The organism is Celerinatantimonas yamalensis (assembly GCF_046054155.1).
GTDB classification, from domain to species: domain Bacteria; phylum Pseudomonadota; class Gammaproteobacteria; order Enterobacterales; family Celerinatantimonadaceae; genus Celerinatantimonas; species Celerinatantimonas yamalensis.
Map to the genome: position 1 here is coordinate 850,967 of NZ_JBEQCT010000001.1, position 22,672 is coordinate 873,638.

A 22,672-nucleotide genomic window follows, 5' to 3' on the forward strand; every position below is an offset into this window, starting at 1 on the left:
TCGCCAACATCGATGCTATAAGTCATAAAGGTCAGAATCTATGATAACTGGCTGGAGCAAAGTGGGAAATCCAATGAAAAAGACAATGTATGAAAAAATATGGGATGCGCATGTCGTTTATGAACCAGAGAATGGCACCCCACTGTTATATGTTGACCGCCATTTAATGCACGAAGTGACGAGTCCCCAAGCGTTTGAAGGGCTCCGGGTTGCAGGACGTTCAATCCGTAACCCTGCCAGCATTTTAGCAACGATGGACCACTGTATTCCGACTAAAAATCGTGACTTAATTGAAGATCCGATTGGCCGAAAACAAGTTGAGACCTTGGCGCAAAACTGTGCTGATAATGGCCTAAATCTCTATGATATGAGTAACCGATACAACGGGATTATCCATATTGTGGTGCCTGAGCATGGCTTTGTTCATCCCGGAATGGTTGTCTGTTGTGGCGACAGCCACACTGCGACGCATGGTGCATTTGGCGCGCTTGCATTTGGTATCGGGACATCTGAGGTCGAACATATTATGGCGACTCAGACCCTCCAACAGAAAAAATCCAAAACCATGCAAGTCAAAGTTGATGGCCAGTTAACCCAATATGCGACAGCTAAAGATATTGCACTGGCCATTATTGGTAAAATTGGTACAGCTGGCGGTACCGGTTATGTGATTGAGTTTGCAGGTTCCGCCATTGAAGCGCTCTCGATGGAAGGTCGAATGACCTTATGTAATATGGCCATTGAAGGAGGTGCTCGCGCGGGATTGATTGCCCCTGATGAAAAAACTTTCGAGTTTCTTAAAGGCCGTGAGTTTGCACCTCAAAACGACCATTGGGATGATGCCGTTGCCTATTGGAAATCACTGTGCACTGATGAAGGCGCCGAATTTGATAAAGTAATCGAGTTAGATGCCGCACAGATCACACCACAAGTCACTTGGGGAACATCGCCTGAACAAGTATTACCTGTTGACCAGCCATTACCAGATCCAAGCCAGATCAGTGATCTGATTAAATCGACATCGGCTGCAAATGCATTGCGCTACATGGGCTTAAAAGCAGGCACTAAATTGACTGACGTTGCTGTTGATGTGGTCTTTATTGGCTCTTGCACCAATGGTCGTATTGAAGATTTTCGCGCCGCAGCCAAATTGCTAGAAGGGAAGAAAGTCGCACATGGGGTGCAAGCTATTGCGGTTCCAGGCTCTTACCCTGTTAAAGAACAAGCCGAACGTGAAGGACTCGATAAAATTTTTATTGAAGCCGGATGGGAATGGCGAGAACCAGGTTGTTCGATGTGTTTGGCCATGAACGGAGATTTTCTCAAACCGGGACAACGAAGTGCATCAACTTCCAACCGTAATTTTGAAGGTCGTCAAGGCAAAGGAGGACGTACTCATCTGGTTTCTCCTGCAATGGCCGCTGCAGCATCCGTTGCCGGTAAATTCGTCGACTTACGTCATTGGAAATAATTGCACAGCAACCCACATTTGAGGAGAATGAATATGCAACCCTATACCACTCATACGTCGATTGCTGCAGCGATGAATCGTTCCAACGTCGACACTGATCAGATCATTCCTAAACAGTTTTTGAAAAAAGTAGAACGTACTGGATTTGGCATCCATTTGTTTAATGATTGGCGTTATCTGGATGATGGCAGCGATAACTCAGAATTTGAACTAAATCAACCCGCCGTTCAAGGTGCAAAAATTTTAGTAGCCGGCGATAACTTTGGTTGCGGAAGCTCTCGTGAACACGCGCCATGGGCAATTGCTGACTACGGTTTTAATACGGTCATTTCAACTAGTTTTGCCGATATTTTCTTTAACAACTGCTTTAAAAATGGCATTTTACCCATCAAAGTAACTACGGATCAGCTAGCTGCTTTATTTGCTGAGTTAGAAGCTCACCCAGGGAGTCAATTCAGCGTTGATTTAAAAACACAGACCGTTACAACTGCGGCCGGCCTCATCATTGAATTTGAAGTGGATCAATTTCGCAAACATAGTTTGCTGGAAGGCTTGGATGATATCGGTTGGACACTGCAACACGAAGAGAAAATCACCGCATTTGAACAGCAACAAAAACAGGCTCTGCCCTGGTTATGGCCAAACGCATGATCGTAACGCAATAGCAAACCGGACCATGGAGTCCGGTTTTTAACAAGGACAGATCATCAGTTATGAATCAGGTAAAATTACTCGATACTACCTTGCGTGACGGCGAACAGACACAAGGCGTATCATATCACCCCGATGAGAAGGTCAGTTTAGGTAAGGCGTTATTACAACGGCTCAATGTTGATCGCATAGAGGTCGCTTCAGCACGGGTGTCTAACGGTGAAAAACAAGCCGTGCACCAACTATGTGATTGGGCTAAACAGCACAACTATCTAGATCGCATTGAAATTTTAGGATTTGTTGATGGCAAACGCAGTGTTGATTGGGTCGTCGAATCTGGGGCACAAGTGATCAACTTACTCAGTAAAGGCAGTGAACACCATTGCCGTACACAACTTGCTAAATCGCCAACCGAACACCTTTCCGATATACTTGCATGCATTGATTACGCCACCAGCCAAAACCTTCGCTGTAACCTCTATTTAGAAGATTGGTCCAATGGGTATAAAGATAACTCTGAGTATGTCTATGCGCTTGTGACGGGGCTCAGCCATGCGCCCATTGAACACATCATGTTGCCAGATACGTTAGGCGTGATGACCCCTGATGAGGTAACCCGCGCGATTACAGACATGTGTCAGCGTTTTCCGACTCGCCAATTCGATTTTCACCCACATAATGATTATGGCCTCGCCACTGCTAATGCAATGGCTGCAGTTGCTGCGGGTGCAAGTAGTATTCACTGTACAGTGAATTGCTTAGGCGAGCGCGCAGGTAATGCTTCATTAGCCGAGGTCGCAGTCGTATTAAAAGATAAGCTCGGCGTGGTGGTTCAATTAAATGAAAGTGAAATTCATGACATTTCAAAACTAGTCGAAAATTTTTCTGGGAAACGGGTTGCAGCGAATACCCCGGTGGTGGGTGCTGATGTCTTTACCCAAACAGCCGGGATTCACGCTGATGGCGACCGTAAAGGAAATCTTTATGTGACAGACTTAACCCCTGAGCGATTTCATCGCGAGCGCCGTTATGCGCTGGGCAAACTCTCTGGTAAAGCATCGGTGATTAAGAATCTCGAAGCATTAGATATTGAGTTAGATAATCACGACATTGAACGGGTACTCGCACGAATTGTACAACTGGGTGATATGAAAGAGGTTATTACCCCAGAAGATTTGCCCTTTATCATTGCCGATACCTTAGAGGCGAAACAATTTAATTATTTGGAACTACTTAACTGCTCGATTACCAGCGGACTTGATATGTATTCAACAGCCAGTATTCGCCTTCAATATAAAGATCAAATCATTAAGTCGGCTGGATCAGGAAATGGGGGATTTGATGCATTCATCGACGCGATGCAAACACCGCTACAGCAATTTAAGCTGACATTGCCAACATTGACGGATTTTGAAATCCGTATTCCTCCCGGAGGTAAGACCAACGCCTTAACGGAATGCTTCATTAGCTGGCAATGTGAAGATGGTCAAAAACTGCGTACTCGCGGCGTACACAGTAATCAAGTTTATGCCGGAGTTCACGCCACGTTGCGGATGATCAACATGTTGATGCATCAGCATCTATAAAACCAGCTCCCCCAGATCCCGCACTGATAAGGGATAGGGGGCGTTTTACAGATGCTCGGCAAGACGGGCTAAACCACGATCTAAATCCTCTATCAAATCTTGCGTGTCTTCTAAACCAATATGAACTCTAATTAGTGGCCCGGTTTGCTGCCAATCCGTTACACTGCGCAGATGGGCAATATGCTCTGGCATATGACCTAAGATCAAGCTCTCAAATCCACCCCATGAAAAGCCAATTTTAAAATGTTCCATGCCATCAAGCATCGCGTTAATACCCGCTTGATTGCCCTTTTTAAGCACAAATGAAAACAACCCATTAGAACCTGAGAAGTCCCGAATAAAGTGCTCATGGCCAGGGCACGTTGCTAGTGCTGGATGACGCACATGATCAACGTCAGCGCGTTTTGCAAGCCAGTAAGCGAGCTCAAGCGCATTTTTTTGATGTTGTTTCATGCGTACACCGAGCGTACGTATTCCTCGCAGCGCTAAATATAGATCATCGGGAGAAGTACACTGCCCTAACAGATAGCTGTTTTCACGTAGCTGATCCCAATGTTCAGCAGTCGTTGTTGCTGTTCCTAGCATCACATCCGAATGGCCCACAACATACTTGGTAGCCGCTTGGATAGACACATCAACACCTAATTCAAACGGTTGTAAATTCACCGGCGATGCCCAGGTGTTATCAAGCATAGTCAATATGCCATGTGCCCTAGCGACATGCGTGATCGCGGGAACATCCTGTACTTCCATCGTCAACGAACCAGGGGATTCGAGATAGATCACTTTGGTATTAGGTTGAATCAACGCCTCAATATCAGCACCAATCAATGGATCATAATAGGTCGTTTCGATTCCATAGCGACTCAACAAGGTATCGCATAGATCGCGGGTGGGCTCATATACATTATCAACCACTAACAGGTGATCACCCGCTTGTAAAAAAGATAACAATGAACCGCTAATAGCCGCAGTGCCAGATGGATATAGCGCGCAGCCAACCCCACCTTCGAGCTCATTCATCGCATCTTGAAAAGCAAAGGCTGTAGAGGTGCCTCGGCGACCATAAAATAGGGTCTTGCTATGGCGTTGCTGCGTTGCCTTTTTCATCTCACTCACAGAATCAAATACAACTGTTGACGCACGTACAACAGCTGGATTCACCGCGCCTCTGGTCCATTCTTTACTTCGGCCAGACGCTACAAATTTGGTATCTTTTTTCATAGGGCCTACATTTTGGAGTTATAAGAAAATTCGTTTGAGATATAACAGAGTGCCCCATCAAGAACATCCGAAAATCCAGCAAACTATGTCAATAATAGTGATCGATCAGCTATGCCAAAAAAATAAAATAAGCTTGCATGTTAAATATACGCCAATCTAGTATCCAAAAGTTCAATTAATCCACGATAATGAGTCCATAGACAAGCGTCAAGGGGGACTGACTTATTTAGCAGAATTTGCGAAGAAACATGTGACATAAGGGAACGATGGAACGGAAAATCGCAGGTAATGAAAGCAAATTCAGATAGCTAGCTTGTCATTGACGCTCATAACCCATATCCACTGGCGTTTGAAAAACGTAGCCGTTACCTGAACGTAAAGTAGTAACTATTCAGAAAACAAACCTATTGGAAAGGCGAGCTTCCAAGCCACCACCTATAATTGGGAAGTGAACCACATAAGAAAAAGCGAAGGAGCCAATCATCTATCAAATAATTCGAACTGGCTTCTTCACTCACTATTAATAACTACAATTTAGGCTCAGTGCGCGGGCTTTTATCTGTTGATTGAGAGCGAATTCGCTCAGCAGAACCCTTCGTGGGCGAATTTGCTTGTCTATCAACTAAAATACCAATTAATGCAAATGCCATCATCCACAAAATAAGTGCATGACGCATCTGCAAAAATGGTGAGTTACTACTAAAAAAGGTCACTGAATCCCACTGGTTAAAATCACTCAATAACCAAAGAGTCCCCTGCCAGAGCCATCCTAATCCCAACGCCGCCCCAAGTAGCGCAATAAAGGCAAGCTTTCTATACCACACCCCCCAAGCACAGAGCATACACACTAGCGCAACAAACAACGTGCATACAAACCAAAGCAGTGGCATAGGCGATGCCAGTTGCATTAATGCGCAGCAACATAGCAGTAAGACCATCACACCGGCAAAAAAACGCTTCACACTACTTCCCCTGCTTGATCATGAATACCATTAAAGCCTATCAAAACATGGGCCGCAATAAAACGGCGGGATTAGCAATGAAATGCAAAAGTTGTCGAGTGCTTGAATACACCATCAGGGCGTACAATACACGCCTCAGCTTCATCACTATTGGGTTGATCAGGCATAAACTGCGTTTCTAAACAAAAGCCATCGCGATTTTGATAAACCAACTCATTGTGCCCGCGTGTACCTTCTAAATAATGTCCCGTATAAAGCTGCAGTGCCGGTGAGCTGGTATACAATGTCATCGCGACTTGTTCATCGCCGGAACGAACTTGCGCGGCCGGTTGATCACCACTATTGGACAAGATAAAACAGTGATCAAAGCCACGATAACGCTGATCATCTACCACTTTACGCCAGTCTTGATTTAACGCTTTAGCATGGCGAAAATCAAACGGCGTATTGGTCACCGAAATCGGCGCACCGACCGGCAAACTGGCCTGATCAACGGGCAGATAACGATCCGCATTCAATTGCACCACGTGGCTCCCCACATCGCCAGCCACGCCGTCCAAATTAAAATAGCTATGATTGGTCAAATTGATAGGGCAAGGTTTATCAACAGTAGCGCTGTAATCAATTTGCACGCGATCATCTTCACTCAAGGTAAAGGTCACAACCACCGTTGCATTGCCTGGAAAACCCTGGTCACCATCTGGCGAATGGAGTGTAAATTGAACTGCGGGCTGCTGCTCTAGTACTTTCGCTTGCCATAGTTGATGAGAAAAACCTTCTGGACCGCCGTGCAAACAGTGATTACCTTCATTAGCGACCACTGAATAGGATTGACCATCGATCGTAAATTCCGCATTGCGAATACGATTCGCATAGCGACCAACCGTTGCCCCTAAATAGGGGCTTTGTTGGTAGTCATTTAACGTGTCACACCCAAGCACCATCTGCCGTAACTTGCCATCCGGCATTGCAAGTTTCAGTGATGTGAGCGTTGCGCCCCAATCAGAAACGGTCAGTTGAGTTCCACGACGATTAGTTAAATGGAAAAGACGAGCGGCTTGGCCATCTGGGGTCAATTGCCACTTCTCCCATGTGACCGCTATATCAGCTCGCTGAGGCATGTTGTTCTCCTGTAAAACTTTCAGATAAGGCAAAATCAACGTATGTGACACTAATCACGTTGCAAAAAAATGACGCTATTAAACCAAAACACAGTTAGCAAATCTGGTTCTAGATCGCAGAACAGACGATGAGATGACTCTCTGGTCGAAATGTCGACAAATACGACCTGAGAATCATCGTTGTACAAGCTCTGCGACTCTATCTATCTGTGGCACTGACGAAGGTCTCTAGCTTGCCACTTAAATCTGCAGCTATTTTGCCCTGCTGGCTAATAAACTCAAGTAAAATTCAGTTAAATAGCGCTAAAAGCTTACTGCTGGTGAATCGAGAGTTCAAGCGTATGTAACTTTCCATAACACTAGCATTCATTTAAACTAAGACTTTTACAAACTGAGTGCATCATGGCAACAGTTCAACGGCTCGATAAATTTATCAGCCACGCAGCGGATCTGCCCCGCAGCCAAGTAAAAAGGCTGCTTCATGCTGGACGCATCACCGTCAATGGCACAATCACAAAACAGGCAAAATTAGTCGTCGATAGCGATGATGATATTCGTCTTGATAAATCGCGCCTAATCCAAGCGCGATTGGCTTATATCATGCTGAATAAACCAACAGGCTATGTCAGTACCCGAGATGACTCAACCTATCCGTCAGCCCTTGACTTAATTGAAGGGCACTTTCATCCCCCCTTGCATGTAGCTGGACGACTTGATGCTGATGCGACAGGATTATTATTCTTAACCAATGATGGGCAGTGGTCTCATCGGGTAACGTCACCCAATCATCAACACCCAAAAACATATTGCGTCACATTAGCTGAACCATTAAGTGAACAGGCCATCCAGCAGTTAGAGCAAGGCGTCATGTTACACGGCGATGAACGGCCCACATTACCTGCACAGGTTGAACAATTAGATGCCTTAACCATTCGCTTAGTGATTCAAGAAGGACGCTACCATCAAGTTAAACGCATGCTGGCGGCTGTTGGCAATAAAGTGATGCAACTGCACCGTGAACAAATAGGGTCAGTACGACTAGACGAACAACTGAATGTTGGCACATCACGAGAGCTCTCTCAAATAGAGCGCGAACATTTCATTGGTTAATCACCGCGGCCAGCAGCATATGGTATTACGTCCGGCTGCTTTGGCTTCATAAAGCATATCGTCAGCGCGCTGAAATAACTCATCAGCGCTGCTGCCTTGTTCCCAATCCACAACCCCCATGCTACAGCTACATCGTATATTTTCCGTAAAAGCATGTTGAACAAACGATTGTTGGATCTGCTGGGCTAATTTATGGGCCTCAGCCAGCCGCGTTTCTGGCAATAAAATAACAAATTCTTCACCGCCCCAACGCGCCAAAATATCGCTCGATCGCAGCCTTAATTGAAGCAAATTGGCCACTTCAACTAAGATCTTATCACCGATCACATGGCCATATTTATCATTCACTTGCTTAAAATAATCCAAGTCCACTAAAATCAAGGTCAGTGGATGTTGATAGCGCTCACTGCGGTTTAAATCTCGCTTTAACTGTTCGTTAAAATAGTTGCGATTATACAATTTCGTTAAAACATCAGTATTGGCCTGATGAGCTAAACGAGTGGTTTGTATATGCTGTTCGAGAATATCTACACCAGAGAAGACAAATAAATGATCTTGATGCATAGAGCGTATCACCGTAATACTCAATTTGAGATAGGTAGTCTTATCGCCAAACGTAACTTTTACCTGACCCAACCAACCATTTTGCGCTCGGGCACTATCCAAAAGGGGTTTTACTCGAGGTCGCAATTCAACAAATCTGTCAAGAGATCGTCCCAGCACCTGATATTCTCGGCGGTCAATTTTATCCAAACAAAACTGGTTAATTTGTTGCACTACCCCGTTAGCATCAACCACTATCATCACAATATTGCTATCAAATGCCGCTTTCTGAAGCTTCTGGGACACGATAAGCTGCATGTTCCGTTTACGGCCATCGACATATTGTCGAATCAATAGTCCTCCCATCCCCACCAAAAAAATCAGCATCAACCCCATGCCAATGATCCAGTCATTCATCTGCTTGAGAATCGATGCTAACGAGATATACACAACGGCAGGGTCACTATGTTGGTCGAATTGAAACCAAGCCACTAACAGCTGGCCACTCATTAATTGAATCGACTGATTTTTAAGAGATGTCAACGCTTTCAAGCGTTCCACGTACGCCGATGTTGTGGATAAATCAGGCCAGCCCAATTTTAATGCCAATAACGTTTGATCACTATTTTCACCACGGCGTATCCCAAATGGGGTTAACACAATCGATTGATTCAAAACAGAGGAGTGACTAGGGAACTCATAAGACTGATTAACCTGTTCGATAGTAAATGTATTAAATAGCCAGCCAAGTAGTTGGCCTCCCGCATTGAGCACTGGGGTACTTAAAAAAGTATAGTTCGGCAACGCCGAAGACGCCAAGGACTCTGCCGTTGATAGCTGCGGATGCTTTTTAAGATATGCCAAAACAGCGACAGGTAATTGATGTGTCATCGTATAGCCACTAGATTGTTGCTGATACCCCACCACCTGGCCATCGCGGCGCAAAAAGTAAATATCACCAGCCAGTTGATAGTTACGCCTCGATGCATCCCATAACCGTTTAAGTTCTGAATCTAATTGTTTATGGTTGTTATGTTCAAGCATGAAACTAATCGTTTGTGCCATCCAAAACAGATTCTGTGTTAACAGACCACGAGTATGATATAGCTCATCGGGATACAGCGAAAAAGTGAGATAAAAATCGTGAGTCATACTCTCTCTTATCCCATCATATTTCTCATATAGCGAGTAACCGATAATAAAGATGACTAGTATTGACCACCCCATGAACAGCAAGCCAAAAGAGGTCGATAGTTTGTCTCGAAAATGATCACTCAACTGACAAATATTCCGCCAGATTACGCCCACCTATATGCTCCTTTAAAATTGTGATGCTATATATATTATAGATTAGCTTACTTTAAAGGCGTTCAACCTCATTGATTAGTTGGTCCGGCAGCTGTTTGGTTGTAGGTATTTGTAGATCGCGCAACTGCTGCGCTTGTCCGACTAAATTACCGCGACCTTGTGATAATTTTTGTATTGCGCTGTGATAACTCCCTTGCGCTTTGTCCAAATTTCCCCCCACAAGCAGCAAATCATCGACAAACCCACAAAATTTATCATATAAGCGCCCCGCTCGCTCGGCGATTTCAGCCACATTACGCTGCTGATATTCACTACGCCACAAATTTTCTACAGTGCGCAGAGCCACTAATAAACTCGATGGGCTCACCAATAAGATGTTCAAGCGACTCGCTAATGGAATCAACTCAGCGTCATGTTGAATAGCGAGTTGAAAAGCCGCTTCAATAGGCACAAATAACAAGACAAAATCTAGTCCATGTACGCCATAAAGCGTTTGATAATTTTTCTTACCCAATCCGTTAATGTGGCCTTTAAGGGAACGTACGTGCGCCTGCAATTCCTGCTCTCGAACCTTGTCGTCTTCTGCACGGCAGAAGCGTTCATACGCCACCAGCGTCACTTTAGAGTCAATAATAACACAGCGTTGCTTGGGTAAATCTACGACGACGTCTGGTTTGATCAATTGACCTTGTTGATTTTTACCCGACACTTGCATGCGATATTCATGGTCCTGACGAAGGCCCGACTCTTCCAACAATCGTGACAGAACCACTTCGCCCCAATTACCTTGTTGTTTATTATCACCTTTGAGCGCGCGAGTCAGATTCAAGGCCTCGGTGCTCATCTGCTGGTTTAATTCACTCAAACGTTCTACTTGTGCTTTCAACGAGTGACGTTCCCGCGATTCCGTATCATAACTTTGCTGTACTTGCTGACGGAAATTCTCTAATTGTTGGCGCAGTGGCCCTAACAGTCCCGTTAAACTCAGTTGATTTTGTTCTTGCAGAACACTGCTTTTTTTATCAAAAATTTGATTGGCTAAGTTTTCAAAGGCTTCTTTAAATCGCTGCTCGGTTTGTTCTAACAGCTGTAGCTGCTGTTGCTGCGAACATTGCTGTTGCTCTGCACGCGCTAACTTACTTTGCAGCTGAGCTTGCAACTGATAACTTTGCTCTAACTGACTACGCTGTTTATCCAATTGCAATTGTAGCTGCTCAGCATATTCGGCCTTCGCTTGCCATTGCCCTTGTTGATTACTTTGCTGCTGGTATTGCTGTTGCCAATGGTAACTTTGGTCTCTAAACGTGTCGAGTTCGCTCTGTAGAAGCTCATTTTCTCGCACTAAAGCACCACACTGTTGCGTAAGCTTATTTTGCCAATATTGCATGCGCCAATTGACCAGCCAACCACATAGCGCAATAAATCCAATAACATAGGCCCATAACCCTGGAATGGGTTGAGTAAATAACTCACTCACAACCGTCTCTCCGTTGTAACTCTCGTGTTTGATGCGTATCATCTAGCCTGTATCTATTTGAATCAAGGAATTATTATGGGACTTTTTAATTCAATCAAAGGCCTGTTTAATTATTCACAAGTGAATCAATCCACTGAACATGAGTCGACAGATTATCAAAGTTTTTCGATAATCCCTGCGCCAGTTGCTGAACAAGGCCAATATCGTGTTGCCGGTTACATTCGCAAAAGCATCGATGATGAACAAAGGGAACATCGTTTTATCCGCAGCGATGTTTGTCCCAGCGAACAACAAGCAGTCGAACTAACCATTAGCAAATGCCAAACACTGATCGACCAAATGGGCGACAAACTGTTTGAACAATAATTTTGGGTTTTATTCAAATTCGATGAAAAATAGTTATCGAATTTTAAAATGGAGTTTATAGCATGCGTTGGCTATTCATGTTTTTTCCTCTTATGCTACTGACGGCTTGTAGCCAAGGGCCGATTGCCGCACAAGATACAGGTGTAAAAACAGGTAAAATTGTCCATGGCAAACAACAAGAGCTCACTGCTTTTGAAGATATTCCCGCAGACTCAGGAACCAAGCTTGACCCAGAGTCATCAATTATTATTAGTGAAGGTGATAATTGGTTAGGACGGCTCACTTTAAACAACGATATGAGTCCCTTTCACACATTTGAGTATTATCGCAAACATATGCCACAGCTAGGTTGGAATTTAGTTGCATCGGTCAAAAGTGAACGATCTGTGCTGACCTATATCAAAGGTAATCGGGTGGCTATTGTACAGATCTCTGGCAGTCAATTTGGCAATAGTAAAACAACAATTACAGTATCACCTAGTACTGGCGTGAGCCTCAAACAACCTTAAGTGACTTGAGATGGGCCCGCCCATCTCAAACAAATAATCGCGAAAACGATCAATTAAGCATTGCCAATATCATTTGTTTCACGCCTGTGATATCAAATGGTTTATCGACTAATGCCGATACCCCACTTTGACGAATACCGTTCAGCTTAGAAACATCATTTTCAGAAGTAACCATCATGACTGGGATATGTCGAAACATTTCAGATTGACGCAAGGCCTCAACAAATGCAGCCCCATCCATGACTGGCATATTGTAGTCAGAAATAATTAAATCTGCGCTGCGCTGATTCAGTTCCAACAAACCATGTTGGCCATTATCGGCGGTGCGAATATCGCTAATCCCCAGGTTTTGTAAAACACGACTAATATGGCGTCGCGCTGTCGAACTATCATCAACGACTAACACCGATAGGGTTTGCAATTGCTCGTGCACATCTTCATGTTCTTCAGGCTCAATAAAACTCAATGTTGAGCGCAGCGCATTTTTGAGGTCCAAAAATTGAAAGGGTTTAGGTAAAATAGCAACAACACCCGCTTGACGAATTATATCTAAGGAGTGAAATTTATCCTCACTGGAAATCAACATATAGGCAGTCGCTTCTAACAAAGAATTTTCGCGTAATTGTTCAATCAAATCAGTCGCTGTGCCATCATTGAAGTACATGGCACTAATAACCAAATCTGGAAACTTCTCCACGGCAATGTCATATGCACTTTCACAGTTGTGCGCAAATAAAAATCGATCAACACCGGCTTCATGCAACTGGCGGTGAATAATATTACGTTGAGTTTGCGAAGGCTCAACTAACAAAATTGTTAATTCGGACAGTGAAAGACGCTCCATGATAGCCACTTTTTAATCAGTTATTCGCACAACTATAGTCGAAATGCCCAATAAGAGGCAATCAATTGGAGGAATTTTCAATATAGATCAAATCAGATGAGCACTCAGATGTTTTTGCATTGATGGCTTGAAATTGCTAATAATACCCCAATCTATGCAAGTAAAGTCACTATAGGAATTACGTATGTCCAATGCCGAATATATCGTCGATATTAGTATGGAAAATGCCAAAGCAATCCTTATCGACCGATCATTTGAACACCCGGTTGTTGTTGATTTTTGGGCCGATTGGTGTGAGCCGTGTAAAGACCTTATGCCAATTCTAGAAAAATTGGCCAACGAATATCAAGGTGCCTTTACTTTAGCCCGCGTTAATGCCGAGAAAGATACGTTACAACCGCTTGCTGGTCAATTTGGCGTTCGCAGTTTACCAACCGTCATGATAATGAAAGATGGTCAACCTGTTGATGGTTTTGCCGGTGCACAACCTGAAGGGACTATTCGCGAGATATTAGATAAATATCTTCCTAAAGCAGAAGATTTGAAACTGGCACAAGCCAAAGAACTTCTGGCCGTCGATGCGCCAGCCGCCCTGCCTATTGCCAAAGAAGCATGGCTGCTTGATCCAACTCGTAGTGATATTCACTTTACTTATATTCGCGCATTATTGGCGGTCAATAAACGTGATGAAGCCAAGCAATTGTTAGATCAAACAAAGCTAGAAGATCAGCAAGCTGAATATAATGAATTAGTCAGCCAGTTTGAGCTATTAGAACAAGCTGCCGACACACCAGAAATTCGCGCCTTAGAAGAACTTTTAAAAGACTCACCGGATGATGCGCAGGTCAAGGTCAAGCTAGCGATCCAATATGATTTAGCGAGTCGCCATGAAGAAGCACTGGAATTATTAATGAGTCTCTTGGATCACGATCTAGATAGTGCAGATGGCCAAGCGAAAAAAACCTTTTTGGATATCGTCAATACCCTATCAGGCGATCCGGTCGCGTCCAAATATCGACGTCGCTACTTTAGCTTATTGTATTAATACAGCGTGTATCGACTGAAGTCAAAAGCGCAGTTCATACTGCGCTTTTGATTACGATCAACCTCGTTATAAAATCTTCGCTAAAAACTGTTTGAGACGTGGATGTTCTGGACGATCAAATACGGCCTCTGGCGTATCATCAACCAATAATGCCCCTTCTTCCATAAATAGCACTCGGTCAGCGACTTCTTTGGCAAACCCCATTTCATGGGTCACAATAGCCATTGTCATCCCCTCTTTGGCTAATCCTTTCATCACATCAAGGACTTCACCCACCATTTCGGGGTCTAAAGCAGAGGTCGGCTCATCAAACAACATTAAATCAGGACGCATCGCCAAAGCCCGGGCAATAGCCACACGCTGCTGTTGTCCACCGGACAAATGAGTTGGATAGTTATCCATCCGATCCGCCAAACCCACCCGCTTCATCAGCTCTTTAGCATGCTGCTTAACTTCCTTCATTGGCCGTTTAGAAACCTTCAGTGGTGCAAGCATAACGTTTTCTAAAGCCGTCTTATGCGGAAATAGATTAAAGCTCTGAAAGACCATCCCAACATTTTGGCGCAATTGGTTAATATCGGTGCCCTTGTCATACATATTAACGCCATCGACCACAATAGTGCCTGAGCTTATCTCCTCAAGCTGATTCAGCGTGCGTAAAAAAGTTGATTTACCGGATCCTGAAGGGCCAATAATCACCACAACTTCACCGCGATGAATTGTCGCAGAAACCGATTTTAAAGCATGGCAACCATTCGGGTAGAACTTATCTATCCCTTCAGTTACCACCATCTTTTCACCATTAAATTGATTAGTCACTGGCAGATAACCTCTTCTCTAATCGTTGAATAGCCCATGACAGCGAGCCTGTCACCAACAGATATAAAGCCGCAACTGTAAACCACACTTCAAATGGTGCAAAACTACCACTGACTACTTCACGCCCCGCTTTGGTTAAGTCAGTAATTGAGATAACCGACACCAACGACGAATCTTTGATCAAGTTGATGAACTGACCGGCTAATGGCGGCAAAATACGCTTAAACGCCTGCGGTAGTACCACATAACGCATCGCCGTCGGATAGGTCATTCCCAATGATCGTGCGGCTTCCATCTGTCCGGTAGCTACAGACTGGATCCCCGCACGAATAATCTCGACGACATACGCCCCCGTGAAAACCGACAACGCCACCACCCCTGAAGTAAAGCGATCCAAATTTAATACCGTCCCAATGAAGAAATAAACGATAAAAATTTGAACCAATAGTGGGGTACCACGGATGAGTTCCACATAGGTTAATGACAAATCGCGAGCGACTTGATTTTTAGACACCCGCATGAGACCAAAAATGAGCCCAAGCAATACGGCAAAAATTAATGAAATAAATGATATTTTAACGGTCATCCAAAGACCGACAGCAATAGGTCCAAATTGCCAGTTTTTGAGTTCTGCAACCGTGTCACCCTGAGACACCATGTCGCCATCACCAACAAGCAATTTGTCATATTTTTTGACAAGTTGCGGTTTACTCTGACCTTGAATTTGAATAGATAAATGCCCATTCTGCAAATGGGCTGTCCCATCCCCTTGAGCCCGAATATCTTTCATTTGGGTATTTAAAATATAGGGCCATAAACGCTCCCAATGCCAATTATAATTGATGCTATTACCGGAGTAATAAATTCCCCCAATTAACATCGCCATGATCACAAGGTAGATCCCGTGTCCTGCCCAACGGCTGGATTTTGATTGCATCAAACAACTCTCTCTTTCATCGAATTAAAACCAGCTGAGTCATCAACTCAACTGGTCATTAGATTACTGGATCTGATTCAACCAGCTGTTGGATTTAAACCAACGGTCATAAATCCGTTTATAGGTTCCATCACCTTTAGTTTGGCGTAAAAAGTTATTGAGGAAGTTCAAAAAATCTGGGTCATTTTGACGAATGGCCCAAGCAAGGGGTTCGTAAGTAAATGGTTTATCAAGAAATACAACTTGTTTTTTATGTTGCGCGGCATAGATCGCATTAAAGGGTAGATCATAAACGAAGGCATCGGCCTTACCATTAGCCACCTGCAGCACCGCATCCGCTTCAGTATCAAACAACTGTAATTTAGCGTTAGGGATATCTCGCTTCGCTGATTGTGCGCCGGTAGTGCCCAATTTAGAGGCAATAGTATATTTACTGCTATTTAAATCTTTATAGCTGGTAATTTTACCTTTTAACTTAGGCGAAATAAGGATCGTTTGACCGATCACGATGTAAGGGTCTGCAAAATTCACTTTTAAATTGCGTTTTGGGGTGATCGTCATCCCACCCATGATAATATCGCACTTCCCAGTTTGCAGAGCTGGAATAATACCATCCCATGCGGTATTCACAGGGACAAACTGAACCCCCATTGCACGAGCCATGGTTTTCCCCATATCAATATCAAACCCAATAAATCGACCATCTTTAGTTTTCATTTCAAACGGCATATAGCCCGCTTCGAAACAAACGCGCAATTTACCTGAATTTTGAATCGTCTCCAGCGCTGATTGCGCCATCGCTTGAGTGCTTAGTAGCGCAGAGCATGCTAAAACCACACCAGCAGTATAAGTTAGTAACTTTTTCATTATATCCATCTCTATTTTTATGTTTTTTTAGCCGTAAATATCCGATTTACGACATATGATGTTGTGTTTGTGTAGTTTTACAATATAACTTCATATTGCCCTACGCTACTCATAATGCGACATAGTGGTATAAAATATCAATAGGCTAGGTAAACTAACCCACAAAATATCTCAGATTATGTTGCCCCTTAGCACAGACCAACTCTCTAGGGCAATGATTTTTGAGGCGAATCACAGCAATTATCGATGGATCACTTGGATAAGATTGCCCTCTGTTACAAACTTCCGTAATCTTATAGCATCCATACAGATGAGTCAGGATGTAGAATGTCTCAAATTATCAATCAGCGTTTGCAGCAGATCCGCAGTTTTATGCAAGAGCATGCGCTTGATGCCTTTATTATTCCTCGCGCCGATGAATACCTTGGCGAATATGTTCCCACTTGTAATGAACGGCTTCATTGGATCAGTGGATTTACCGGTTCAGCGGGTGCAGTGGTCATCTTAAACGAACAAGCTGCTATCTTTGTCGACGGCCGTTACACCGTACAAGTTCGCCAACAGGTCGACAGTGCGTTATTTAGCTATCATCACCTCATTGAAGAACCATTCTTATTTTGGGTCTGCCAAAAACTCAGCGCAGGCCGGCAGGTGGGTATCGATAGCCGTACTTTCAGCCTCACCCAGTACCAACAAGCTAAAGCACTGTGTGACCATCAACGCATCACATTAGTAGAAACGCCCATCAATCCTGTTGATAAGCTTTGGCAAGACCGCCCTAGTGCACCTAGTGGTATCGCCACCTTGATGAGTAATGCATGTGTCGGCGCGAGTAGTCTGGAAAAACGCTTACAAATAGGTGAACAGATCCACCAAACTGGCGCACAAGCGGCACTTATCACCGCGCCAGATTCGATTGCATGGCTACTCAATATTCGCGGCAGCGATATTTCCCGCCTGCCAGTGGTGTTAAGCCAAGCAATTTTACATGCCGATGGTCAAATGCAGTGGTTTGTCGATCCCGCAAAAATTCCTGAAGGGTTTATCGAACATGTCGGTCAAGGTGTCAGCGTTGCACCAGAGACTGATTTCGCCGATGGCCTTAAACAACTGGCTACACAATACCAAAAAGTGTTAGCCGACCCAGCCACTAGTAATGCATGGTGTCAGTTAAGACTGCAAGAACAAAGCGTGCAGTTGGTTGCACTGGCAGACCCTTGTTTACTCCCGAAAGCGTGCAAAAATACAGCTGAAATAGAAGGCATGCGCGAAGCTCATCGACGCGACGCATTAGCTGAAGTGCGCTTTTTAGCATGGCTCGCCCAACACGAACAACAAGGCACCTTACCTGATGAAGCACAGGCGGCCGATCACTTGCAGCAGCTACGTTATCTGGATAGTGATTGTGTTGATTTAAGTTTTGATACAATTTCAGCATCTTCAAGTAATGCAGCCATGTGTCACTATAACCATGAAAATGCAGACGTGCCTGCAGCGCTGCAAATGGACAGCGTGTACCTCGTTGATAGCGGTGGTCAATATCGTTTTGGCACCACTGATATCACTCGCACAGTGGCAATAGGACAACCTTCTCAGGAAATCTGTCAGCGTTTTACCCTAGTCCTCAAGGGAATGATTGCTCTGGCATGTCAACGTTTTCCAAAAGGAACGACTGGCACTCAATTAGATGTACTTGCTCGTCAATATTTATGGCAGCAAGGGTTGGATTTTGATCATGGCACAGGTCATGGTGTAGGTCATTTTTTAAGTGTGCATGAAGGGCCGCAACGCATATCCAAAGCATTCAACGATGTTGCTTTGGCACCAGGCATGGTGATCTCCGATGAACCGGGCTATTATCAAGATGGCGATTACGGGATACGCTGTGAAAATTTACTGGTCGTTGAGCCACTAGAGTTCCCTCATTCAGATCGGCCATTTTATCAATTTGCCACATTAACCTTTGTACCATTCGATAGACGGTTGATCATACCCAGTCTGCTTAGTGATGCTGAGCGACAATGGCTCAACCACTATCATCAGCAGGTATTTGAACTGGTCAGCTCACAGCTAGAGAGTACAGATATTGATACCCTTACTTGGCTGAAAGCTGCAACAGCAACGCTTTAATCATCACCCATTCAGCAGTCCGTCTTAATCATCAACGGATTGCTGAATCACCGATGCTTGATGACTTTGCCACTCATCATCGCCACTTAAATCAACATTGACGATGCCATCTTTGGGCCACTGAATATAATCTTTATCTAGCAGAGCTCCCAAAGGAACAATGATGAATTGCTGTTCTGTTGCAAGCTGCAGCCACTGCTTAAATAACCCAAACTGCGCGCTGCCCTCCACTTCCGCATGAATATTATAGACGTTGAGCTGATTGGTTTTAATCTGCTCAAGAATATGTTGATTATAGTTTTTGCGTGTTATGCCGTGTCGACCAATCAATTCTTCGTAGGTTGGAAGCGTCACTGGGATCTGCGGTGCCATACCCTGAGCCGGCACGAAGATAAATTTTCCCCGGCAATCACTGTTATAACGAAATGGAAACGCTTCTTTTTCCGTCAACGTTGGTTCACTACAACGCCATCCAGCAGCTGCACTGCATTCAACATCTCGTCCGAGGACTTGGCTTAATAGCTGGTAACCTTTTTCCAGTTCAACACGCAATTCCAAGGGCGACATTTGCTCGGTTTTGCTCATCCATTTGTGATGATCCCACGCATGCAAGCCCACTTCATGGCCTGCTTTATCGGCGCATTGAATAATATCGGCAACGCGTCGACCAATCACCGGCCCTCGCCATAACGCACCATTAAAGTGATAATGTACGCCAGCAAAAGAAGTGCGAATAAAACGTTTAAAATAAGCTGGATGCCATAGCCGCCAGAACTGACGACCATTGTTATCGGGGCCAACCGAAAAGAAAAATGAAGCATGGATCTGATACTCATCAAATAACTTGAGTAATCGCGGTACCCCATCGCGAGCGCCGCGATAAGTATCGACATCCACCCGAAGCCCTACGATCGTTTGACTAGATTGCTTCATAATACTCTCATTCATTGCAATCTGAGAGGCAGCAACATATACCACCTCTTATCAGATATTCCTTGCATCATTGCTACCATCTAAACTTTCAATTGGCTCACACCATTGAAAGACGAAGACATAGCACCCGTTAATGCGCTCTTAAAATTCCCTATTAAAATACACGCATCAGGCAACAACGAACAATGATCATTCCAATTTTATTGGATCAAATTGAGTCAGCAAATTCACGTAAGACCTAGCGGCGTACTTGATTGGCCAGCCACATGCCAGAGAGCATCGCAATCACAAATAGGAGTAATGGCGTCGCAGCACTGGAAATACTGGTGATCGCGGGCCCTGGACAAATACCAACTAATCCCCAACCAACACCAAATAGTGCCGCACCGACAATGAGTTGCCAGTCGAAATCACGCCGAGTAGGAAGCTCAAAATGAAGCGCTAAAAGTGGTTTTTTCATCCGCCGCACCAATACCCAATAACCGGTACTGAAAACCACTAAAGCCCCACCCATCACAAACAATAAAGTAGGGTCCCAATCATGGGTCACATGTAAAAAGCCAATGACCCGCTGCGGATCAACCATTTGTGAGATCACAAGACCTGCACCAAACAGCAATCCGACCAACCACGCAATAACCATCGATAACTCCTAATGCAACAATGATGCAGTAATCATCGCCACAACCATAAAGGTAACTGTTGCGACTAATGAGCGAGGCGATAACCGTCCTACCCCACAAATTCCATGGCCACTGGTGCAGCCATTCCCTAGACGCGTGCCAAACCCAACTAACAAGCCCGCAATTAATGCCAGATAAGGATTAATTTGGCTAAAACTAGGCAGGTACACCCCCAAAGGGGCTACGATCCAAGGTGCCATGAGCAATCCCACTACAAATGCTGACTGCCACAGTTTAGGTTGGCTCCCACCAGAGAGCAGTGCTGAGACGATCCCACTGATACCGGCAATTTTACCGTTAACCACCAGCAGCAGCAGCGACGCGAGACCGATGCACGCCCCTCCAATCAAAGCCATCCACCATGCATAGTGCATTAGAGCTCTCCCTGTTGGCTTTGTTGCCAATCACAATAAGTTCGATATCCACCGGTCAAATTAACGACTTTCCAGCCAGACTGACACAACATCCGAGCCGCCACGTGTCCGCGCAGCCCCACTTGGCAATAAACCATGATGGGTAATGTTGGGTTCAATTCATTCATCCGTGTTCGCAGTTCATCGAGCGGAATATGCAATGCGTTAGGTAGCATGCCATTTTGCAATTCAGCCTCATTACGAATATCTAAAATTTGTCCTTGATAATCAGCAACCTGCTCTGGATAAATCAGTTCATCATTTCCTTCAAGCCAGTTCACAGCGACAAATCCAGCCTGATTCAGCGGATCTTTCGCACTACCGTAAGGTGGGGCATAACACAATTCAAGTTCTTCGAGATCATAAACACTCATCTGTGCTTGTAGTGCAAGAGCAAGCACATCGATGCGTTTATCCACACCGTCTTTGCCCACGGCTTGCCCCCCAAGTAAGCGGCCATTGTCAGGAGAGAACAATAATTTAAGATGAATCGGCTGCGCCCCAGGATAATAACCAGCATGTTGGCTGCTGTGGGTATAAAGTTTACGATAAGCTATCTGCTGAGCTTTGAGTCGTTTTTCACTAGCGCCGGTGCTAGCAACCGCCAAATCAAAAACTCGGCAAATCGAACTGCCTTGTGTTCCCCGATATTCACACTCACGTCCAGCCATATTATCCGCAGCAATACGGCCTTGACGATTAGCCGGCCCAGCCAGTGGTATTGAGGCCGGTTGACCGGTCACCCAATCGATGACTTCTATCGCATCTCCCACAGCATAAATATCTGGATCGCTGGTTTGCAAATGCTGATTAACTTGAATCGAATGACCTTGACCTAATACTAACCCAGCTTGTTGGGCAAGCTGATTTTCAGCTCGAACACCCACGGCGCAAATCAGCATCGACACATCCACTGACTCGCCAGAGGATAACTCCAACACTAACTCCTCAGTTTGTGGTCGCACCGCTTTAAGCGCGCTATTTAAACGTAAATCAATGCCGTGCTGGCGCAAGGTTCGATGTAGCGGTGAGGCCATTTCAGGATCAATACTCGCCATCACTTGTGCACCAGCTTCAATAAGCATGACGCAATAGCCCAACTGATGCAGCGCCTCAGTAATCTCTAAACCAATAAATCCAGCCCCTAGAACCGCAATGGGTCGATCTTTGGTGACATGTTGTAATTGCGCAATAATCTGATCCATATCAGGCAATGAACGTAACAATAACACTCTCGCATCATCCATTCCCGGTAGATTGGGTTTAATGGCACTAGCTCCGGGGCTTAACAGTAACTTATCATAGTTTAATGAATAAACTTGCCCATCAGCCTTCACTACAACTCTGTGTTCTTTGGGATCAATCTCTATCGCTTCATGGTGAATACGCACATCCACGTTAAATCGTTTTGAAAATCGCTCTGGTGTTTGGACCAATAAGTCTTCGCGAGCACTTATCTCACCGCTGATATGGTAAGGAAGCCCGCAGTTGGCAAACGAAATATAGGGACCTCGCTCAAGCAACACAATTTCAACTGATTCATCCATTCGTCTTAGCCGAGCCGCCGCTGAAGCGCCCCCAGCAACACCGCCAATGATCACTACTCGTTTCATAATGCCTCTGTTAATTTAGATAAAACTAATTTAATGATTTTATATTAGAAAAGTCTAAAT

21 protein-coding genes are annotated in these 22,672 nt (G+C 44.6%); 8 read left to right on the forward strand and 13 right to left on the reverse strand.

The annotated features are described in order from the left end of the window. The first annotated feature begins 73 nt into the window (after positions 1-73). The 3 genes from leuC (at position 74) to ABUE30_RS04040 (ending at position 3,708) form a co-directional block, all read left to right on the forward strand. Positions 74-1,471, forward strand: coding sequence for a 3-isopropylmalate dehydratase large subunit (gene leuC, locus ABUE30_RS04030; RefSeq protein WP_408622376.1), 1,398 nt, complete (start codon positions 74-76; stop codon positions 1,469-1,471). Between the two features lie 33 nt (positions 1,472-1,504). Then, complete coding sequence (leuD, locus tag ABUE30_RS04035) at positions 1,505-2,122, forward strand: 3-isopropylmalate dehydratase small subunit (RefSeq protein WP_408622377.1); 618 nt, start codon at positions 1,505-1,507, stop codon at positions 2,120-2,122. Positions 2,123-2,184: 62 nt separating this feature from the next. Further along, positions 2,185-3,708 (forward strand): alpha-isopropylmalate synthase regulatory domain-containing protein, encoded by a 1,524-nt coding sequence (locus ABUE30_RS04040; protein ID WP_408622378.1) that lies wholly within the window; start codon positions 2,185-2,187, stop codon positions 3,706-3,708. Between the two features lie 45 nt (positions 3,709-3,753). Here ABUE30_RS04040 and ABUE30_RS04045 read toward each other — a convergent pair whose 3' ends face one another. From ABUE30_RS04045 to ABUE30_RS04055, 3 genes are all read right to left on the reverse strand, one after another. Beyond that, positions 3,754-4,932 carry a cystathionine beta-lyase gene (locus tag ABUE30_RS04045; RefSeq protein WP_408622379.1) on the reverse strand — a complete coding sequence of 393 codons (1,179 nt, stop codon included), beginning with the start codon at positions 4,930-4,932 and terminating at the stop codon, positions 3,754-3,756. Between the two features lie 527 nt (positions 4,933-5,459). After that, positions 5,460-5,894, reverse strand: a complete 435-nt coding sequence (locus ABUE30_RS04050; protein ID WP_408622380.1) for a hypothetical protein — start codon at positions 5,892-5,894, stop codon at positions 5,460-5,462. A 71-nt stretch (positions 5,895-5,965) separates the two neighbouring features. Beyond that, positions 5,966-7,015, reverse strand: a complete 1,050-nt coding sequence (locus tag ABUE30_RS04055) for an aldose epimerase family protein (protein WP_408622381.1) — start codon at positions 7,013-7,015, stop codon at positions 5,966-5,968. A 402-nt stretch (positions 7,016-7,417) separates the two neighbouring features. On the opposite strand from ABUE30_RS04055, the gene ABUE30_RS04060 reads away from it, so the two are divergent. Next, the gene (locus ABUE30_RS04060) at positions 7,418-8,125 is read left to right on the forward strand and encodes a pseudouridine synthase (RefSeq protein WP_408622382.1); all 708 of its coding nucleotides are present in this window, start codon (positions 7,418-7,420) and stop codon (positions 8,123-8,125) included. Here ABUE30_RS04060 and ABUE30_RS04065 read toward each other — a convergent pair whose 3' ends face one another. Then, the gene (locus ABUE30_RS04065) at positions 8,126-9,976 is read right to left on the reverse strand and encodes a GGDEF domain-containing protein (protein ID WP_408622383.1); all 1,851 of its coding nucleotides are present in this window, start codon (positions 9,974-9,976) and stop codon (positions 8,126-8,128) included. Between the two features lie 52 nt (positions 9,977-10,028). Continuing rightward, positions 10,029-11,453, reverse strand: coding sequence for a DNA recombination protein RmuC (gene rmuC / locus ABUE30_RS04070; RefSeq protein WP_408622384.1), 1,425 nt, complete (start codon positions 11,451-11,453; stop codon positions 10,029-10,031). Between the two features lie 75 nt (positions 11,454-11,528). Here rmuC and ABUE30_RS04075 point away from each other — a divergent pair, with 75 nt between their 5' ends. Next, positions 11,529-11,819 carry an HlyU family transcriptional regulator gene (locus ABUE30_RS04075; protein WP_408622385.1) on the forward strand — a complete coding sequence of 97 codons (291 nt, stop codon included), beginning with the start codon at positions 11,529-11,531 and terminating at the stop codon, positions 11,817-11,819. Between the two features lie 62 nt (positions 11,820-11,881). Beyond that, positions 11,882-12,328: a hypothetical protein gene (locus tag ABUE30_RS04080; RefSeq protein ID WP_408622386.1), complete on the forward strand. Its 447-nt coding sequence runs from the start codon at positions 11,882-11,884 to the stop codon at positions 12,326-12,328. 49 nt (positions 12,329-12,377) lie between these two features. Here ABUE30_RS04080 and ABUE30_RS04085 read toward each other — a convergent pair whose 3' ends face one another. Next, complete coding sequence (locus ABUE30_RS04085; protein ID WP_408622387.1) at positions 12,378-13,172, reverse strand: response regulator; 795 nt, start codon at positions 13,170-13,172, stop codon at positions 12,378-12,380. A 184-nt stretch (positions 13,173-13,356) separates the two neighbouring features. On the opposite strand from ABUE30_RS04085, the gene ABUE30_RS04090 reads away from it, so the two are divergent. Then, entirely contained in the window at positions 13,357-14,217 is an 861-nt protein-coding gene (locus ABUE30_RS04090) for a tetratricopeptide repeat protein (protein WP_408622388.1), read from the forward strand. A 66-nt stretch (positions 14,218-14,283) separates the two neighbouring features. Here ABUE30_RS04090 and ABUE30_RS04095 read toward each other — a convergent pair whose 3' ends face one another. The 3 genes from ABUE30_RS04095 to ABUE30_RS04105 form a co-directional block, all read right to left on the reverse strand. Continuing rightward, complete coding sequence (locus ABUE30_RS04095; RefSeq protein WP_408622537.1) at positions 14,284-15,009, reverse strand: amino acid ABC transporter ATP-binding protein; 726 nt, start codon at positions 15,007-15,009, stop codon at positions 14,284-14,286. Between the two features lie 19 nt (positions 15,010-15,028). Further along, the gene (locus tag ABUE30_RS04100) at positions 15,029-15,973 is read right to left on the reverse strand and encodes an amino acid ABC transporter permease (RefSeq protein ID WP_408622389.1); all 945 of its coding nucleotides are present in this window, start codon (positions 15,971-15,973) and stop codon (positions 15,029-15,031) included. Between the two features lie 63 nt (positions 15,974-16,036). Next, positions 16,037-16,840 (reverse strand): transporter substrate-binding domain-containing protein, encoded by an 804-nt coding sequence (locus ABUE30_RS04105; RefSeq protein WP_408622390.1) that lies wholly within the window; start codon positions 16,838-16,840, stop codon positions 16,037-16,039. 327 nt (positions 16,841-17,167) lie between these two features. Here ABUE30_RS04105 and ABUE30_RS04110 point away from each other — a divergent pair, with 327 nt between their 5' ends. Continuing rightward, positions 17,168-18,970, forward strand: coding sequence for an aminopeptidase P family protein (locus ABUE30_RS04110; protein ID WP_408622391.1), 1,803 nt, complete (start codon positions 17,168-17,170; stop codon positions 18,968-18,970). A 24-nt stretch (positions 18,971-18,994) separates the two neighbouring features. Here the strand turns inward: ABUE30_RS04110 and ABUE30_RS04115 are convergent, their stop codons facing one another. From ABUE30_RS04115 to ABUE30_RS04130, 4 genes are all read right to left on the reverse strand, one after another. Continuing rightward, a complete protein-coding gene (locus ABUE30_RS04115) occupies positions 18,995-19,903 on the reverse strand; it encodes a polysaccharide deacetylase family protein (RefSeq protein WP_408622392.1) in 909 nt (302 codons plus the stop codon). Positions 19,904-20,141: 238 nt separating this feature from the next. Further along, on the reverse strand, positions 20,142-20,546 hold the full coding sequence (locus ABUE30_RS04120) for a DUF6691 family protein (protein WP_408622393.1): 405 nt from the start codon (positions 20,544-20,546) through the stop codon (positions 20,142-20,144). Positions 20,547-20,555: 9 nt separating this feature from the next. Beyond that, positions 20,556-20,960 carry a YeeE/YedE family protein gene (locus tag ABUE30_RS04125; protein ID WP_408622394.1) on the reverse strand — a complete coding sequence of 135 codons (405 nt, stop codon included), beginning with the start codon at positions 20,958-20,960 and terminating at the stop codon, positions 20,556-20,558. Continuing rightward, on the reverse strand, positions 20,960-22,612 hold the full coding sequence (locus ABUE30_RS04130) for an FAD-dependent oxidoreductase (protein ID WP_408622395.1): 1,653 nt from the start codon (positions 22,610-22,612) through the stop codon (positions 20,960-20,962). The genes ABUE30_RS04125 and ABUE30_RS04130 overlap by 1 nt, the downstream gene beginning before the upstream one ends. Positions 22,613-22,672: the final 60 nt, after the last annotated feature.

Excerpts from the sequence above, each read along its gene's own strand:
- ABUE30_RS04085 (WP_408622387.1), bottom strand. The coding sequence starts at position 13,172 with ATGGAGCGTCTTTCACTGTCCGAATTAACAATTTTGTTAGTTGAGCCT.
- ABUE30_RS04100 (WP_408622389.1), bottom strand. The coding sequence starts at position 15,973 with ATGCAATCAAAATCCAGCCGTTGGGCAGGACACGGGATCTACCTTGTG.
- ABUE30_RS04090 (WP_408622388.1), top strand. The coding sequence starts at position 13,357 with ATGTCCAATGCCGAATATATCGTCGATATTAGTATGGAAAATGCCAAA.
- ABUE30_RS04080 (WP_408622386.1), top strand. The coding sequence starts at position 11,882 with ATGCGTTGGCTATTCATGTTTTTTCCTCTTATGCTACTGACGGCTTGT.
- ABUE30_RS04055 (WP_408622381.1), bottom strand. The coding sequence starts at position 7,015 with ATGCCTCAGCGAGCTGATATAGCGGTCACATGGGAGAAGTGGCAATTG.
- leuD (WP_408622377.1), top strand. The coding sequence starts at position 1,505 with ATGCAACCCTATACCACTCATACGTCGATTGCTGCAGCGATGAATCGT.
- ABUE30_RS04110 (WP_408622391.1), top strand. The coding sequence starts at position 17,168 with ATGTCTCAAATTATCAATCAGCGTTTGCAGCAGATCCGCAGTTTTATG.
- ABUE30_RS04115 (WP_408622392.1), bottom strand. The coding sequence starts at position 19,903 with ATGAAGCAATCTAGTCAAACGATCGTAGGGCTTCGGGTGGATGTCGAT.
- ABUE30_RS04060 (WP_408622382.1), top strand. The coding sequence starts at position 7,418 with ATGGCAACAGTTCAACGGCTCGATAAATTTATCAGCCACGCAGCGGAT.
- ABUE30_RS04075 (WP_408622385.1), top strand. The coding sequence starts at position 11,529 with ATGGGACTTTTTAATTCAATCAAAGGCCTGTTTAATTATTCACAAGTG.
- ABUE30_RS04095 (WP_408622537.1), bottom strand. The coding sequence starts at position 15,009 with ATGGTGGTAACTGAAGGGATAGATAAGTTCTACCCGAATGGTTGCCAT.
- ABUE30_RS04105 (WP_408622390.1), bottom strand. The coding sequence starts at position 16,840 with ATGAAAAAGTTACTAACTTATACTGCTGGTGTGGTTTTAGCATGCTCT.
- ABUE30_RS04130 (WP_408622395.1), bottom strand. The coding sequence starts at position 22,612 with ATGAAACGAGTAGTGATCATTGGCGGTGTTGCTGGGGGCGCTTCAGCG.
- ABUE30_RS04125 (WP_408622394.1), bottom strand. The coding sequence starts at position 20,960 with ATGCACTATGCATGGTGGATGGCTTTGATTGGAGGGGCGTGCATCGGT.
- ABUE30_RS04045 (WP_408622379.1), bottom strand. The coding sequence starts at position 4,932 with ATGAAAAAAGATACCAAATTTGTAGCGTCTGGCCGAAGTAAAGAATGG.
- leuC (WP_408622376.1), top strand. The coding sequence starts at position 74 with ATGAAAAAGACAATGTATGAAAAAATATGGGATGCGCATGTCGTTTAT.
- ABUE30_RS04120 (WP_408622393.1), bottom strand. The coding sequence starts at position 20,546 with ATGGTTATTGCGTGGTTGGTCGGATTGCTGTTTGGTGCAGGTCTTGTG.
- ABUE30_RS04040 (WP_408622378.1), top strand. The coding sequence starts at position 2,185 with ATGAATCAGGTAAAATTACTCGATACTACCTTGCGTGACGGCGAACAG.